The organism is Mucilaginibacter sp. P1_D10, from assembly GCF_056406215.1.
In genome coordinates this window covers 35,313-51,082 of record NZ_JBFUAP010000017.1, presented here as the reverse complement: position 1 = coordinate 51,082, position 15,770 = coordinate 35,313, and the positions used below count along the sequence as shown (strand labels likewise).

Genomic DNA, 15,770 nt, shown 5'->3' with positions numbered 1-15,770 from the left:
GGTAGTGGTGGTAGCAGTTGCAGTCAGAAAAATCTACTGCTACAGCTACTGCCCACTGCTACTTCTTTATCCCTTAGGCTCCGTGGCCAGTACCAGTTTTATATTCAATTTTTGTGCAATATCCATTACCGCTACCACATCCTGTATGGCTACGGTGCGGTCTACGTATAATACGATGGTTAGCTCGCTGGCCATTTTTTTATAGTTGCCTATTACGGTGGGTAAATCGGCAACGGCTACGTCTTTTTTATCAACGGTGTACTTAAGGTCTTTATCTATCGATACGTTGATGGTTTTTTTCGATACCGATTGTCCGCTCGATGATTTTGGCAGCATCAGCTTGATTACGTTGGGATTAGTAACCGTTGATGCTATCAAAAAGAACAAAAGCAGGAAGAACATGATATCGTTCATGGCCGAGGTGTGTACCTCTGCCGATGCGCCGCGCTTTCTCTTTCTTAAATTCATTTGCTTGGCTCCTCTAACAGGTCGATAAATTCGATGGCATCGGTCTCCAGTTTCAGTATTACCTTATCAACCATCATATTCAAAATATGGTAGCACACATAAGCTATGATACCAACGAACAGGCCCGCTGCCGACGTTACCATCTTTACGTACAAGCCGCCCGATATTACGCCCATGCTGATGTTATCGGTTTTAGAGATATCGTAAAATATCTTGATTACCCCCGCAATGGTGCCCAAGAAGCCAAACATGGGGGCAATACCTGCTACGATGCCAATGATGCCGATATTCTTCTCTAGTTTGGATACTTCCAGCTTGCCGATGTTCTCTATGGCGCCTTCGATATCTTTTATAGGGCGGCCTATGCGCAGCAAACCTTTCTGAAGCATGCGGCCAAGTGGCGAATTGCTGTTTCTGCAGATGGCTATGGCCGACTCCAAATTGCCCGACATGATGCTGGCGCGAACCTGTATCATCAGGTGCGATTCGTCTTTAGATGCCTTGCGGATGGTAAAGAACCGCTCGAAGAAGATTACCAGGCCCAATACGGCCAATATACCTATGGGTATCATTACCCAGCCGCCTTTTATAAGCAAATCGCCAAAGCGCAGGTCCTCATCGGGTATTTTGGCTAATTGCACGCCGGCTTGTCTTGCCGTATCTATCACTTTATGTGCTGTATCTGTTACTTGCTGCGCGAATAATAAAGTCATTTGTTGTTGTTTCTGGATTTGTATCGAAATTCCGCTCTCACCGGAAGCGGGTATTATTTTTTGATCTGGCCTGTGGCAGGCTTCTTATCTTTAGGGTTAATAAACTCGACATGTGCACCAGGGTTTATTTTTTTGGCGGCCACCAATTCGGCGCTCTTCTCTTCTGCCAGACCCCTGGTTACAAAAGTGCCAACGGATATCTTGACGCGTGTCCCGGGCAATTCCGGCACTATTTTAGCATCGATGCCCTTCTTTTTTAACGCTATGATAGCTTTCGAAGCAGCCGCATTGTTCCTGAACGATTCGTTGATGATTACCTCATAACGAGGTATGGATAGCGTATCCGTTACTGTTGTGCCGCTTTTTGATAACGAATCACCCTGCACGTTTCGTATAGGCGGAGTTAGCGAACCGGTATCAACTTTATTTTTTGAAGTATCCTCCTGCACCACTATTGTGGGGGCAACTGTGGGGTCTTGTTTTTTATTACCGAAGTTGAAATGGAATGCTTTTGGGTTATAGCGCTGCACCAGCAAAACGGCCATGGTAGCGGCTATTAAGCTTAGGATAATAAACACCCAGATATTGGTGCGGCGCTTATTCCGTGCCATATCTCTCAAATACTGTTCCTCGTCCTCATCAATCTGGTAAGGTATAGGAGCATATTGCTCATCGCCCGGTTCGGGTGTATAGGTTTCCGGTTCGGGCTCGGGTTCGTATTGCTCGGCAACGGGTTGCCTGCCTATTTTATTAAGCTTGATGGTTGGGAAGCCGAAAAACTCAGGATCGTTACTGGTGCCAGTATTGGGCCTGAAAACCATCTGCAGGTTATTGAGGGTAAACCAGCCCAAATCTGCCAGCGCGGCTTCGCCAAGGGCTGCCTGCTGTTTCAGGCTCATCACGAATTTTTCGGTAAAGTATTTAGAGGAAGCCAGCGAGATCTTCTTCTTCTCGGCAATGTGTATGGCCAGCGCATCGTCGTCATCCAAAAACTGCGGATCGAACTGTACGTTGTAGCCTGGCGGATAAAACTTACCCTCCCTATCGTTATAATAGCCGTTTACGCGGGTGTGAGCAAAATAGCCAAGTCCGGGCACATTTACATCTCCGTGTTGCCCAAGCAGCTCGCTTATATAGTAGCCTACATCCATTCGCTAAAAGTACGCATAATTATAAAACCATCAAAAAACCTAAAAAGCATACCCTACGCCGCCAAATACATTAAGCCCGTAATTGGGGTAATAAAGCCATGTTTGGTTGCTGGTGCTCAAAATGTTATTTACCTGTACAAACACCGATACCTTTTTGTTTACTTTATAGGTTGCACCGCCGCTCAAATCGGCAAAGGAGGCGATAGATGAGGTTGCGACCGCCGTAATTTGACCCGCGGGTATCAATGGCCTATCCTGCGTGGCCCCGCGGAACAACAGGGCGCCATTGATATCTACCGTGTTGCTGATGTGGATAACCGTACCTGCTGTTAACTTAAATGTAGGCAGGTTCCATGCTTTGGCTTCGGTGGCGAGTTTATAATCTTTTACCTCCACGCGGCCAAACAGGTCAAAGTCTTCGGCAGCTTTGAAATTCAGTTCGCCGGTAAAGCCGCTTATTTTGGCCTTACCGCCATCATATATCACAGCAAACTTGTTGCCTGTATTGGCAAAATCGTTTACGAAAAGCGGCAGGTTCTTAACGTTATTGCGGAAGATAGTGGCCTTGAAGCTAAGGCCGGGCGCAAGTGTGCCTTTAAGCCCAACGGAAATATCCAGCTGATCTACCGAGTTTACCAGGTTGATGTTCTCGCCCAGGAAAGGGTTGGTATCGGTGTATTCCTGTATCGAGGCGCGGTTTACGTCGCCCTTTGCTTCGGCAAACAGGCGTACGTATTTAGGCACTATCTGGAATTCCAGCTTGGCAGCAGGGAAAATGAAGAACCTGTCTGACAAGCCAAACTCTTTGGCTATATTAATACCCGCATCTATCTTATAATTTTCGCCCTGGAATTTGATGTAAGGATTGGCCCTCACGATATTGTTGTTGAGCGAATAGCCTACATCCTTAGTGGTATTCAAGTCGAGCGAGGCGGCCAGACCGGCGTAAAACTGCTTAACCGTTTGGTTAAGGAAACCCGATAAAACCACATTGCTTTCTTTTGCACTGTAAGCATTGCTAAAAAGATAGCCTTTTAGCTTCAAGGCGTAAGTGAAATCGTTCTCAACGTCTTTATAGTTTTTGGCCAGTTCGCCCTCTGCACCTATGAGGTTGAACGTTTGTTTCTGCGGGTCGAATGTATAAGCCGCTGGCGTTACGCCCGATTGGTTATCGCCATAAAAATAAGTGCCGCGGCGTTTGTAGCCTATGCGGCCGCTAAGCGTATAATCCTGGTTGATGCTCTTGCCGAAAACGCCCAGCTCATCCCTTATTTCGTTTTGTTTGTATTGGTTGCCTGCCTGCGCAAAGTGCTTTAAAAATCCGCCTACCTGCAGGGCCTGGTCGCGCCCGTTAGAGAAATAACCCTCTGCGTAGGTGGTTTTAAGGCTGCCTGCACCTGCTTTAACATAGTTGTTCAGCAATACAGAATCCTGCTCGGCGGGGCGTTTCATGGGATCCAGCGCGCGGATGTTGTTATCCTGCGATAGCTTCTTATCAATCGGACTATAATCGAGCGGAGCCTTAAATGCAGGTGCATCTTCCAGGCCCGGGTTGCGGCGTATTTTTACGGCCTCGGCCAGTACGGGCTTGTAGGCCGTGGTAACTACTATCTCTTCGGTAAGGCCGGCACCGTTTGGCGTGTTGCCGTTGGTTTGCCCGCCTTTTTTAGTGGTATCTGCGGTTGCAGCGGCATCGCCCAGGTTTTTTGCTGATGTTTTTTGCTGCGTGGCCGTTGTTGGCTTAGCGGGTTTTTTGGTGGGTTTTGCCGCCGGTTTTTTTGCCGTTGTAGTGGCCGGTTTTTTTGCTGCCGGTTTCTTTTGCTGGGCGCTTGCCGGTACAAAGTAAAAACTCATTAACAAGGCGAGCAGTATGTAGGTGTATCTGGTGTTCATTGCTTGTTCCTCTTCTTTATTCTTTGTTACCTTGTTTAGTTGTATCTACCACGGCAGGTTTATCAGGTGCCAGGTTGGTTGCGCCGGCCCGCTTAGGTAACAGTGCTGCCAGTTTCTGCTTGGCAGTAGGCAATATATCATCATTGCCTGTGTAGTTTTCTATGATGCTCTGCAGGGTAGCCTTCGCCTGGAAGTTGTCCTTCAGGCCTACGTAGTTATCGGCCAGCAAAATGTAGGTTTTGGCTACCCAGTAATCGTAGTTGGGCATCTCTTTAACCAGGTCGAAGCAGGTTTTTTGGGATGTTTTGTACTTGCCGCGGTTGTAATCTATAAGGGCCAGGTAGTATTTAGCCTCGGCTGCTGCTATGGTTTTGGTGTTCTTTAGTGTGTAGTTGAACTCGGTAATGGCCGATGCGGTATCCGCTTTGGCCAGGTAGGCCTTGCCCGCATAAGTCCCGGTCTTGAATAGGTCTTCCTCTGCCGATTTTTCGTTATCGCGTATCAGGTTGGCGTATTTAAGCACATCATCGGGCATATTTATCTGCGCGTAGCAAAACAACAGGTTATTGATGGCGTAGGAGTAATCGGCTTTGTATTCGGAATTGGTCTCCAATCTTTTCAGGAACACGATAGCGTCGTTATACTTCTTTTGCGCCATGTAAAGCTTTGCCATGCTGATGAGTGCCTTCTCGCTGTAAGCGCTGGTCCAGTCGTTCAGGATAACATTGTAGTCTACTATAGCTTCGTCGGTCCGGTTAAGGTTTACCAAACTCTGCGCACGTATAAAGCGCGACTCTTTCTCGTATATCTGTTTGGTTGGGAACTTATCGAAGTAAGCGCCAACTGCGTTTACGGTGCCGAGCCAGTCGCCGCGCAGGTACAGGTTGTTGGCAGCTGCATACATGATGTTCTCCTGGTCTGCAGTGGAATAGTTGCCTATAGCTGTAGTGCCGGCGTAGTTGATAAAGGTTTGGGCATCGCCTTTATCGGTGTATATTTTCTCTATCTGCTTAAGGGCGGTCTTTGCCTCATCGCTGCTTGAGTAGTCGGCTACCACCTGTTTAAACGAGGTAACGGCTTCATCATCACGATTGGCGTTATAATCGATAAGCCCGATGGTAGTGAGGGCCCGCGGGATGTAGCTGCTGCGCGGATACTTCTGTATCATGGCTTGCAGGTCGGTTTTGGCGCGGTCGCCATCGTTCTTTAAAAAGTAAGTGTAGGCAATCTCGAAGGAGGCATCGTCGGCATAATCCGAGTTAGGGAACTTGGCCAGCACATCATTCAGGGTGCTTATCTTGGCATCCAGGTTGCCCTGCAAGCCTTGTATAATACCGCGCTGGAAGAGGGCGTAATCCTGCCCCTGGCTTTGCTGCGCGATGATTTTGTTATAGGCGCTCAGCGCGCTTTCGTAGCTTTTTAGCACAAAGTAGCTATCGCCCAGGCGGCCAATGGCATCATTCTCGGTGTTCTTATCCTTTACATCACCCTTCAGGAATTTTTCGAAGTATTGGGCAGCAGTGCCGTATTTCTCGTCGCCGAAGGCTGCATAGGCCAGCGCATAATTGGCAAAGTTATATACATCGGTTTCTTTTGCTTCGGGCATTGCCAAAAAACGCTGGAAGTTATCAACCGCTTCGCCGTATTTGCGCACCTCATACATCGCCTCGGCCATCCAGTAGTAGGTAAGCGTTTGTATTTTGGTATCTACCGGGTTCTTAAGCGAACGCAGGAATATCCCGATAGCATTCTCGAACGCACGTTCATTATAAAATTCCAGCCCGCGGTAATAGGTAACCTTTTGGTAGGCCTCCTTAGCACTTTGAGATTTATTGGGGATAGGCTCCAGTATCTCAACCGCCTCTTTGTAATTGTGCGAGTTAAGCAACACCTCGCCCAACAGGGTTTTTACATCATCAGTACGGGGGCTGCGCGGATAATTCTTAAGATATAAGCGTGTAGCTACGAGTGCCTCGTTATTGAAATCGAGTTCGTAAGATAGTTTGGCAAATTCATAAAGGGCATCTTCCTGCAGTTGCTTGTCAAAATCGAGCCTGGAAGCCTGGCGGAAAGCGCTGCGGGCGCTTTGCTTGTTGTTCATCTTCAGGAAAACATCGCCCAGGGTGTAGCTGCCGCTTTGGCTGTAGTTATCGTTCTGGGCCACCAGTTTTTCCAACTCGCTTGCTGCCTTGCCGTAGTTGCCCACTTTGTAGAAAGCGTAGCCTATCTGGTAGCTATCCTGCGTGTTTTGGGTTTTGCCCTGGTCTGCATCCTGGAAACGGCTGTAATAATCTACAGCGTTATCGAAATCGCCTTTGGCGAAGTAGGATGCGCCTACGATGCGCAGCATCTCTGTTTCGTTTTGCTGTTTCGTAGTTTTAAGGATGGGCACCGCATAGCTGATAACATCGTTGTAGCGTTTATCTAAAAAGTAAACGGCGGTAATGTAGTATGGGTAGCTGCTTTCGTATTTTTTAGAGTTCTTGAGCCGTTCGAAGTTTACCAGGGCCAGGCTGTAATCTTTGTTCAAGTACGCTATGTAAGCAAAGTAGTAAACGGCATCATCCATAAAGGGCGAGCGTTTGTTCTTCACCTCGCCAAAGAGCGACTGCGCATTCTTGTAATCGTTCAGCATGAAGTAAGCGTAGCCCTTGCGGAACTTATACTCGGTATTTTGCGAACCGGTAAGCTCGCCGGCCTGCACCTTATTGAACCACACCAGGGCTTCCTCATATTTACCTTGTTTAAAGTACGAGCGGCCCACCTGGAAGAACGCCAGCTTGGTGAGCGGGTTCTCGGGGTGCTCTTTTATAAAACGGAGGAACATGCTCTCGGCATCGTCGTTGTCAAGCTCCAGCGCGCAAAGGGCTTCGTAATATTGGGCGTTCTCTTTAAGCAGAGATAGCTCCGATTCGAATTTTGACTGGGGGGCGGCTTTAAGGCGGCTTTGTTCTACCAACCGGAATTGCTCAGCGGCAGAGGCGTATTTCCCTTTGTCCAGCAGGTCGGCGGCGGTGTTGTAGACCTGGTTTAGTTGGTAGGAGGGGTTTTGCTGCGCCTGCGTAGCGAGGGCAAAAAATACCGGTGCAACGAGGGTGATGTATTTGAGTTTATTCATAGAGCGCATACGAATGATGGTGCTAAAATAGCTAATCGCAAAAATGCAATCCACATTAGTAATTAACAAATGTGGACAAGCACTTTTTTTAAAACGGCGGCAAAAACCTGCTGGTATGCCTGTGGAAAACTAAAATTAGGCAGAAAAGTTTGGTGGGGCGGGCTGTTGTGGGTAAATAGGCAGGGGTGTTTAAAAGTATTGGGGTGCGGCAGTGGAGGTTTGCTGTATAAGGGGGGTATTGTTATTTAAAGTTAATGGAGTAGATTTGTTAGGAGATATAAATAAGTTATGCAAATACTTGAGATACAGGTGCCCGATAACAAAATTCACTTGGTAAGGGTTTTTTTGCAGGAATTGGGCATAGCGGTAAAAGTTAAGGCCGAGAAAAAGCCCAATGCAAAAACTCTTGCCGCCATGGAAGAATTGAAAACGGGCAAAGGCCAGAAATTCAACAGTGTAGATGAACTCTTCAATAGCATAGCATAAGGCGATGAGCGAGGAGCAGACTTTAATCTTAAAAGATTTATTAGTTGACCATTATTCGAGGTTGTTAGATGACGAGGTAGACAAAGTCGTCGCCGAAAAAGGATATACTCAAAAAGATTTTGATGAGATGCTTAATGGCGATGACTGATGATGCCGTTATCGACATTCTACTGATGCACTCCCCTCTTCCCCACAAAATATTGCCTGATTTATAGCGTTTTGTGTAACACCATGCAATTATCTGGCTTTCCCTTTTTTAAAAAACGCTTAATACAGGTAATCGCCGTAATTGTTGTGGCGTTTACGCCCGCATTCACGCCGGGCAACCCGCCCGATGCCTACATCACCCTGCAAAACCAACGCCTAACCGTTACCCCAAAGGAATTTTATATAGCCCGTATAGATGACCGCCGCACCGATAAAACGGGACTGGGTAGCATGCTGTCGCCGCCCAAAGCAGGCAAGCCCGCAGAAAGCCTGAAGATAGATTTGCAGGGAGGCACCGTAGCGGCTATGAAAAGTTTTGTAGACAATAGCTTTACGGCCAATAAACAACTCCGGGCCCTGGTAATCAAACTAAAAACATTCAGTGTAGCTGAAACGCCACTGGCCAATGGGGCAGCAGCGGGGAAAATCGCCTTTTCCATTAGCTTCGGCTATGAGCGCGATGATGATTTCATCCTGCTGGATACCTATGCCGCCACCAGTACCTACCAACGCCCTGCCGGGCCGCCGCAGTACATAGAAGCGTTGCTGAGGGGTGCTATCGTAAACAGTCTGTTATATATCAACAAGTGGATGGATATGCAGGCGGGCGTTAATATGAAACTGGCGAAAGGCGTAAGCATAAGTTTTGCCGATTATAAAGAACAACCCGAAGGCGATACCATTTACTATGACGTAAACCGCCCCCTTAAATGGGCCGACTTTATAGCGAAACCGCCCAGCAGCCGCTATGCAGCGGAAGTGTTTGCCAGCCTGGGGTATAACGAAGAAGTGAAACTGGTGGATGGCATCATCAGGATAAGGCTGGATTTAAAGGTGTACGTGCCCAAGAGCGCATCGTGGGTGCGGTACGACGCTACTGATGACCGAAGCCTGAATCACGAACAACGGCACTTCGATATCGTACGCCTGGCTGCCGAAAGATTTAAGCAGGCCATACTGAAAGAAAAACTGAGTACTTATAATTACGATGGCCCTATAAACATGGCCTACCTTGATGCTTTACGGGATATTTATGAGGTGCAAAAACAATACGATGCCGAAACCGGGCATGGCACTAATGCTTACCAGCAGCAGCAATGGGCCGCCCGTATAGATAAAGAATTACAGCTCTTGGGGATAAAGCCGCCGAACGGTTAAGCTGCAGCTAACTGATCTTTTATTTTGTTGAGCAAATTGTTGATATCGAAAGGCTTGGCAATAAAATCATTTGGCGCGCCGTCCTGATTCATGCTGCTGGATATATTGTGGCTTGCAGATATCAGTATCACTGGAATATTGTGCGTAGTGGCTTGTTTTTTTACTTCTTTGCAAAGCTCGCGCCCATCCATAGTGCCCAGCATAATATCCAACAGTATCAAATCCGGGGCATGTTTGTTAATTGTGTCCATTAAAAAGTGCCCGTCTGATAGGGTTTCTACTTCATAACCCGAGTCTTCCAGTATGAATTGCAACACCTCTAGTATATCGTTATCATCGTCCACAGCTAATATCCGTCGCATAGTATCGTCACGTTAAAATTTATATGCGCTGTAAGCGCATAATAGTCAGTACTCTTGCACAATTTTTGTACCAAATATGCTTATTGCGTTTAATCGCTTCGTTTTTTAATTACGTAGTATGCTTTTTTGCAATTGGCGCAGAAATATTTTTTGAATGGGATAAACGCTAATATTTTTTTTACGAACCAGCTTCGGTGGAGTTTATGATGAAAATGCTTGCCACATTTTGGGCAACGGGAGTGTATAACTTTCGCAGTAGTTTCCAATATTTCGGATAAAATTGATTACAATTTGTAATAGTAACAATTTACTGCAATCAATTTAGCTTTTTATTGAAAAAAATTAAAATAAAGTATAAGGGTGCTTAACTATCGGTTAATAAAGGCGTACTGTGTGCGTTTGCATTTATAGCATTTGAATTTGCGGACCGGCAGCCAAAATAAAAAAGTTTTTACGAACCAACTGCGATGGGCGCGGCTATCTAAAGTTGATTTGCATTTGAAGCATACGGTACCCGTAGTTTTTTGGGTGCTTACTTTTTCGAGGATTGGGATAGTCATGAGTAAATACAATTAGGGGTTATTGTATTATTTGCATATTAATTATAAACACAAATATAAAATAAGCGCGCAAATCTGCAAGCATTTTTGTTGAAATAATTTACGCAGTTATGCGCAAAAAAAGGGAGGATTTTATTAAAAACCTCCCTTTTTTGCAATTATGGAAAAATAGCTTAATTAATAGCCAAATATGGCTTTCAAATCGGGCTTTATTAAAGTGCCGTATTTTTTAAGGTCGTCGTCGCTTACGCGTTTATCAGATGCTACTATGCAATAGGTGAACGGCTTGCCTTTTAGTTCGGCATCGTGAAAAGCTACGGCATCTTTCAGCGTGAGCTTGTTGATGGCTGTAAACGTACTCTTGCGCAAATCGTAATCCAGGCCGCGGCGTTTGGCATCCAGGTAGTTGAACAGGATATCGTCCTGGGTGATGCGGTCCGTTTCTATCGACTTACGTACGTTGTCTTTAGCAGCCAGTAAGCCTTTTTCAGATTCGGGCATGGTGGTAAGCAAATCGTTCATGGCTTTTATGGCCTCGTTCATCTTATCGGCCTGGGTGCCAACATAGGCCACAAAGTTGTCGTTGTCGCCGCTTTTGGCTGCCTGGCTGTAGTAAGCGTAGGTAGAGTAGGCAAGAGCTTTAGACTCGCGTATGTTCTGGAAAACGATAGAGCTGATACCCGCACCGAAATAATTGTTCAGCAGTTCTACCGATGCTGTTTGGTTTACATCGTAAGGTTGCTGGTTGCGTATCATGTTTATTTCGGCCTGTACCATATCGTAGTTGGCAAACAATACCTGGTTTTCTGTTTGTATTGCCCTGGTAAATTTCTTTGCCGCAGGGTAAGGCAGGAAGGTGGCGGGTGTTTTATGCAGTTTGGCTAAGGTAGCACCGGCCTGCACGGCGGTTGCCGGGCCATAATATAATATGGTGTGTTTGTATTTGGTAAGGCTGTGCAGTATATCTACCAAATCCTGTGCTTTTACGTTGTCTATCTCCTGTTCGGTAAGTACGTTGTTGAATGGGTTATCGGCACCGAACTGGGCGTAATTCACCAGGCCCTGCATAATGGCACCTTTGTTCAGCTTTTGGTTTTCGCGGGCTTTGCGGAAGCGTACCTTGTAGCTGGCCAGGGCTTTATCGTCTGCCTGGCAGTTGGCCAGCAGATCTTCTAACAACGATACCGAAGCGCCGAAGTTTTCCTGCAAACCGCCGATGTTGATAGTGGTGTTTTCGGTGCCGGCGCTTACGCTAAAGGTAGATGCCAGTTTGTAGAATGCCTTGCTGATGTCTTCCGAACTCTTCTTATCAGTACCCAGGTATTGCAGGTAGGCGGCGGCCATTGGCAGCAGCTTATTGTTCCAGCTGCCCATATCCAGGCGGTAGTACAAGCGGAAGATGGCGTTATCCTTATTTTGTACTGATAATACATCTATGGGGCCGGCTTTGGCGCGTTGGATATCCTTAGCGTAATCCAGGAATAGCGGTTGGATAGCGTTATCCGGCATATCGTTGATCATCTTAACGTACGGCGATTGCGAGCCTGCGTTTACCTCTACCGGGGTAATGGGCGGTTTATCAACTTTCAGTATGTTCTTGTCTTCGCCCTGGCGTTTGTAAACGATTACATAGTTGGCATCAGTAAGGTATTTGTTGGCAAATGCTTTAACCTGCGCAATATCTATTTTAGATAGTTCGTTTATGCTGGCCAGATCGGTGCGCCAGTCAACGCCCGATGTAAAATCGCTCATGAGGTTACCGGCGCGGTTGCCGTAGCTTTCGTTTTGCTGTATGGTGCTTTTCTTAAGGTTGTTTACGATAGAAGGGATCAAATCTGCCGCGAAATCGCCTTTCTTCAGCTTATCTATCTCGGCCAGCATCAAGGCTTTCACATCATCTAAAGATTGGCCCTTAACCGGGTTGCCGCGCAGCATCAGCGCACTGTAATCCTTCAATACATATGGGAAAGCTGATGCGCTAAGGAGTTTTTGCTTCTTGGTCAGATCAAGGTCGAACAAGCCGGCTTTGCCGTTGGTAAGTATAGAGCCGATGAGGCTAAGCATACGGGCATCTTTAGTGCTTGCGCCGGGGAAACGGAAAGCAATGGTAAGGTTCTCGGGGTTTGGCCCGAAAACTTCCCTTTGCACCGGGCTGGTGATTGGCACTTCGGGCGCGAATTTGTAGGCCGGTATGGCCTTAGGTTTCATGTAGTTGAAGTGGGTGGCTACTTTTTTGATCATTACATCGGGGTTGAAATCGCCCGATAGGATGATGCCCATATTGTTGGGCACGTAATAATCGTAGTAGTACTTGCGAATGGCTTTCAACGATGGGTTCTTGAGGTGCTCTATGGTACCTATAGTGGTTTGCTTGCCGTAGTTGTTGTTAGGAAACAAAGCCTCGAACATGGCTTCCTGTGCTTTGCGGCCATCATTATCAAGCCCACGGTTCTTTTCTTCGTACACGGCTTCCAGTTCGGTGTGGAAGATGCGCAGCACCGGCGCGCGGAAACGTTCGGCCTGCATGGTGAGGAATTTATCTACGGCCGAGCTTGGGATATCTTCGGTATAAACTGTTTGCTCGAATGAGGTAAAGGCGTTGCTGCCCTGGCCGCCCATGGCTGCCATCATTTTATCGTATTCGTTGGCTATGCTGAATTTTGCTGCCTGGCCCGATACCTTGTCTATCTCCTTGTAAATCTCCTTGCGTTTGGCATCGTCGGTGGTGGAGTTGTACTGCTCGTACAGCTCGTCTATCTTATCCAGCAAGGGTTTTTCTTTCGACCAATCGAGCGTGCCGAATTTATCGGTACCCTTGAACATCATGTGCTCCAGGTAGTGGGCAAGGCCGGTATGGTCGGCAGGGTCGGTCTTACTGCCCGCTTTTACAGCGATGTAAGCCTGTATGCGCGGTTGTTTGTTGGTTGGGCTCAGGATAACCGTGAGGCCGTTTTTGAGGGTATAAAAACGCGAGTGGGTGGGGTCGTTGGTTACGTATTTATAGGTGTAGCCGCCTGCGGTGGCAGTTTTCCAAACGTACTGCGTTTGGGCAGATACTTTGGCTGCGTAGGAGCCAAGCAGTAAAAGGATAAGCGATAATTTTATTTTCATATCTTAAGGAGTGTAGGCTATAAATATAAATAAAAAGCAGATATTTAAGTAGATGTAACTAAAATGATAGTTTTTGTTTGGTGGCGATTTAAACACAGAGGGCACAGAGATTTGCGAATTGTGTAAAGACGCAGAGTGCGCAGAGGGAAAACATAGCCAGTTTTATAAATCCTCTTTTTATTTTAATAAATAATAAAAGCTCAGTGAACCTCTGTGGTTTCTCTGTGCTCTCTGCGGTAAAAAAAAGCATATAAAAACAGAATCCCGCCCAATATTGAGCAGGATTCCCTTTTATAGTGACAATTATTTTATGACCAAAGGTTAGCCGGATAAGTTCCGTTCTCAACCAGGTCTGATATGCTTTTCTGCACGATTGGTTTATCTTCTTTATACGTAACACCGAACCATTTTGCAGCGGTAGGGATAACTTCGAAAGAAGCTTCGCCGCTTTTAATCAGGCCATCGGCCACCAGCGGGATGAAGAACTCGGCCTTAGGGTTACTTTTGTTCGCTTCTACGAAGGCTTTGAACATCGGCTCGCTTTGTTTGAAAACCGCAGGCGTAAAGCCCCAGAAGTTCATAGATACGCGGGTAAGTGGGTCTAACGGGTATTCTACATCGTTCTCTTCATAAGCAACGCTGCCGTCTTCTTTAAAATAAACTTTAAGGCGTTCGTTAATGGCCACCATTTTACCATCCTCAACCTGGCACACCCCGCGCGATACCGCGCCATGGTCTGATAAGGTGCGGTCTACCTGGTAACCAATGATAGAGTAAGTATCATCTGCAACTTCGGTGGTCAGGAATTTTGCCATCTTTTGGAAAGCATCCGCACCGTAAAAGTCATCGGCATTTATTACGCAAAAAGGTTCTTTTACCTGGTTGCGGGCGGCTAAAACAGCGTGGGCGGTTCCCCAAGGTTTTGCGCGCTCAATTTCCTCTGTAATGCCGAACGGGGTAAGGTCGTAATTCTGGAAAACGTAATCCGTTTCTACCCTGCCGGCCAGTTTAGGCTCAAAAATAGCTTTGAAACTGTCTAAAAATTCTTCGCGAATGATAAATGATATTTTGCCAAAACCGGCGTTGATGGCATCGTAGATAGAGTAGTCGATAATGGTTTCGCCGTTAGGGCCAAATCCATCCACTTGTTTCATGCTTCCGTAACGGCTGGCCATCCCTGCAGCTAAAATGAGTAAGGTAGGTTTCATGTTTTTTATGATAGTTTTATAGTAATGCTTAAATTATTGCCAATAATAGTTATTTTTTGTTTATATATTAAAAATTACTTAAAATATCTAAAATCCTGGCCGGCTTTAATATTCAGTAGGCTTTCGTATATAAGGCGTATCACATTATCCACATCATCCTTATGTATCATCTCCACGGTGGTGTGCATGTAACGCAATGGCAGCGATATCAATGCCGAAGGCACGCCATCGTTAGAGTAAGCAAAGGCATCGGTATCGGTGCCGGTGCTGCGCGATGATGCTTGCCGCTGGAAGGGGATATTGGCTTTTTGCGCCGATTCGATCAGTAATTTGTTCAGGTTATTCTGCACCGCCGGCGCGTAAGATATTACCGGGCCCTTGCCGCAGCTAAGGTCGCCCTGGGTAATTTTGTTGATCATGGGCGTGCTGGTATCGTGCGTAACGTCGGTAACGATGGCCACGTTTGGTTTGATGCGGTGGGCGATCATTTCGGCGCCACGCAAGCCAATTTCTTCCTGCACGGCGTTTACGATGTACAAGCCGAAGGGCAGCGTGATGTTGTTTTCTTTAAGTAAGCGGGCCACCTCGGCTATCATGAAGCCGCCTGCGCGGTTATCCAAAGCGCGGCCCACGTAGTAACGGTTGTTGAGCACCATAAACTCATCCTCGTAGGTAATTACGCAGCCCACGTGTATGCCCAGTTTTTCCACTTCCTCTTTGCTGGTGCAGCCGCAATCTAAAAAGATGTTTTTTAGGGTTGGGGCCTCTTCTTTTTCGCCGCCGAGGCGGGTGTGGATGGCCGGCCAGCCAAATACTGCTTTTACCAAACCGTTATCGGTATGGATATCTACGCGTTTGGATGGGGCTATCTGATGATCGGAACCGCCGTTGCGGATAACGTATATCAAGCCATCGTTGGTGATGTAATTTACAAACCACGATATCTCATCGGCATGTGCCTCTATAACCACTTTGTACTCGGCGGTTGGGTTTATTACGCCCACGGCAGTGCCGTAATTATCTACGTAATGCTCATCTATGTAAGGCTTAAGGTACTCCAGCCACAGTTGCTGACCCTTCCACTCGAAGCCGGTAGGAGAGGCGTTATTGATATATTTTTCGAAGAACGACAGTGATTTTTCGGTTACTACGGCAGGTTTCTGCTCTGCTTCGGTTTTCTTTTTAGCCATTGATAAAAGTATAAGGCCCTTGGATGGCCATGCGCAAATATAACAAAGCGGACGACATTGCCGCAATACCCTATACGCGGTAGATTAAATATTGTTTTAGCGTTAATACTAAGTTAACATGATAAGGCCACCTTCGCGCCGTTAA

The 15,770-nt window shown here is 46.7% G+C and carries 11 protein-coding genes; 2 read left to right on the top strand and 9 right to left on the bottom strand.

Going from position 1 to position 15,770, the window contains the following annotated elements:
- Window positions 1-66 precede the first annotated feature (66 nt).
- From AC1DYT_RS22080 to AC1DYT_RS22060, 5 genes are read right to left on the bottom strand one after another with little or no spacing between them, the layout of a single operon-like run.
- The gene (locus AC1DYT_RS22080; RefSeq protein ID WP_477471683.1) at window positions 67-468 is read right to left on the bottom strand and encodes an ExbD/TolR family protein; all 402 of its coding nucleotides are present in this window, start codon (window positions 466-468) and stop codon (window positions 67-69) included.
- Window positions 465-1,181 (bottom strand): MotA/TolQ/ExbB proton channel family protein, encoded by a 717-nt coding sequence (locus AC1DYT_RS22075; RefSeq protein WP_477471682.1) that lies wholly within the window; start codon window positions 1,179-1,181, stop codon window positions 465-467. The genes AC1DYT_RS22080 and AC1DYT_RS22075 overlap by 4 nt, the downstream gene beginning before the upstream one ends.
- A 53-nt stretch (window positions 1,182-1,234) precedes the next feature.
- Window positions 1,235-2,332: an HU domain-containing protein gene (locus tag AC1DYT_RS22070; RefSeq protein ID WP_477471681.1), complete on the bottom strand. Its 1,098-nt coding sequence runs from the start codon at window positions 2,330-2,332 to the stop codon at window positions 1,235-1,237.
- Window positions 2,333-2,371: 39 nt separating this feature from the next.
- Window positions 2,372-4,225 carry a hypothetical protein gene (locus AC1DYT_RS22065; RefSeq protein WP_477471680.1) on the bottom strand — a complete coding sequence of 618 codons (1,854 nt, stop codon included), beginning with the start codon at window positions 4,223-4,225 and terminating at the stop codon, window positions 2,372-2,374.
- Between the two features lie 16 nt (window positions 4,226-4,241).
- Window positions 4,242-7,343, bottom strand: a complete 3,102-nt coding sequence (locus AC1DYT_RS22060) for a tetratricopeptide repeat protein (protein WP_477471679.1) — start codon at window positions 7,341-7,343, stop codon at window positions 4,242-4,244.
- Between the two features lie 288 nt (window positions 7,344-7,631).
- On the opposite strand from AC1DYT_RS22060, the gene AC1DYT_RS22055 reads away from it, so the two are divergent.
- Together AC1DYT_RS22055 and AC1DYT_RS22050 are read left to right on the top strand one after the other, a co-directional pair.
- A complete protein-coding gene (locus AC1DYT_RS22055) occupies window positions 7,632-7,829 on the top strand; it encodes a hypothetical protein (protein ID WP_477471678.1) in 198 nt (65 codons plus the stop codon).
- A 231-nt stretch (window positions 7,830-8,060) separates the two neighbouring features.
- Complete coding sequence (locus tag AC1DYT_RS22050) at window positions 8,061-9,194, top strand: DUF922 domain-containing protein (protein ID WP_477471677.1); 1,134 nt, start codon at window positions 8,061-8,063, stop codon at window positions 9,192-9,194.
- Here the strand turns inward: AC1DYT_RS22050 and AC1DYT_RS22045 are convergent.
- The 4 genes from AC1DYT_RS22045 to AC1DYT_RS22030 all read right to left on the bottom strand — a co-directional run bounded on the left by AC1DYT_RS22045 (window position 9,191) and on the right by AC1DYT_RS22030 (window position 15,625).
- A complete protein-coding gene (locus AC1DYT_RS22045; protein WP_477471676.1) occupies window positions 9,191-9,556 on the bottom strand; it encodes a response regulator in 366 nt (121 codons plus the stop codon). The genes AC1DYT_RS22050 and AC1DYT_RS22045 overlap by 4 nt on opposite strands.
- A 737-nt stretch (window positions 9,557-10,293) precedes the next feature.
- Entirely contained in the window at window positions 10,294-13,227 is a 2,934-nt protein-coding gene (locus tag AC1DYT_RS22040) for a M16 family metallopeptidase (RefSeq protein ID WP_477471675.1), read from the bottom strand.
- A gap of 308 nt (window positions 13,228-13,535) precedes the next feature.
- Window positions 13,536-14,435 (bottom strand): nucleotidyltransferase family protein, encoded by a 900-nt coding sequence (locus AC1DYT_RS22035; protein ID WP_477471674.1) that lies wholly within the window; start codon window positions 14,433-14,435, stop codon window positions 13,536-13,538.
- Between the two features lie 74 nt (window positions 14,436-14,509).
- On the bottom strand, window positions 14,510-15,625 hold the full coding sequence (locus AC1DYT_RS22030; protein ID WP_477471673.1) for a M42 family metallopeptidase: 1,116 nt from the start codon (window positions 15,623-15,625) through the stop codon (window positions 14,510-14,512).
- Window positions 15,626-15,770 lie beyond the last annotated feature (145 nt).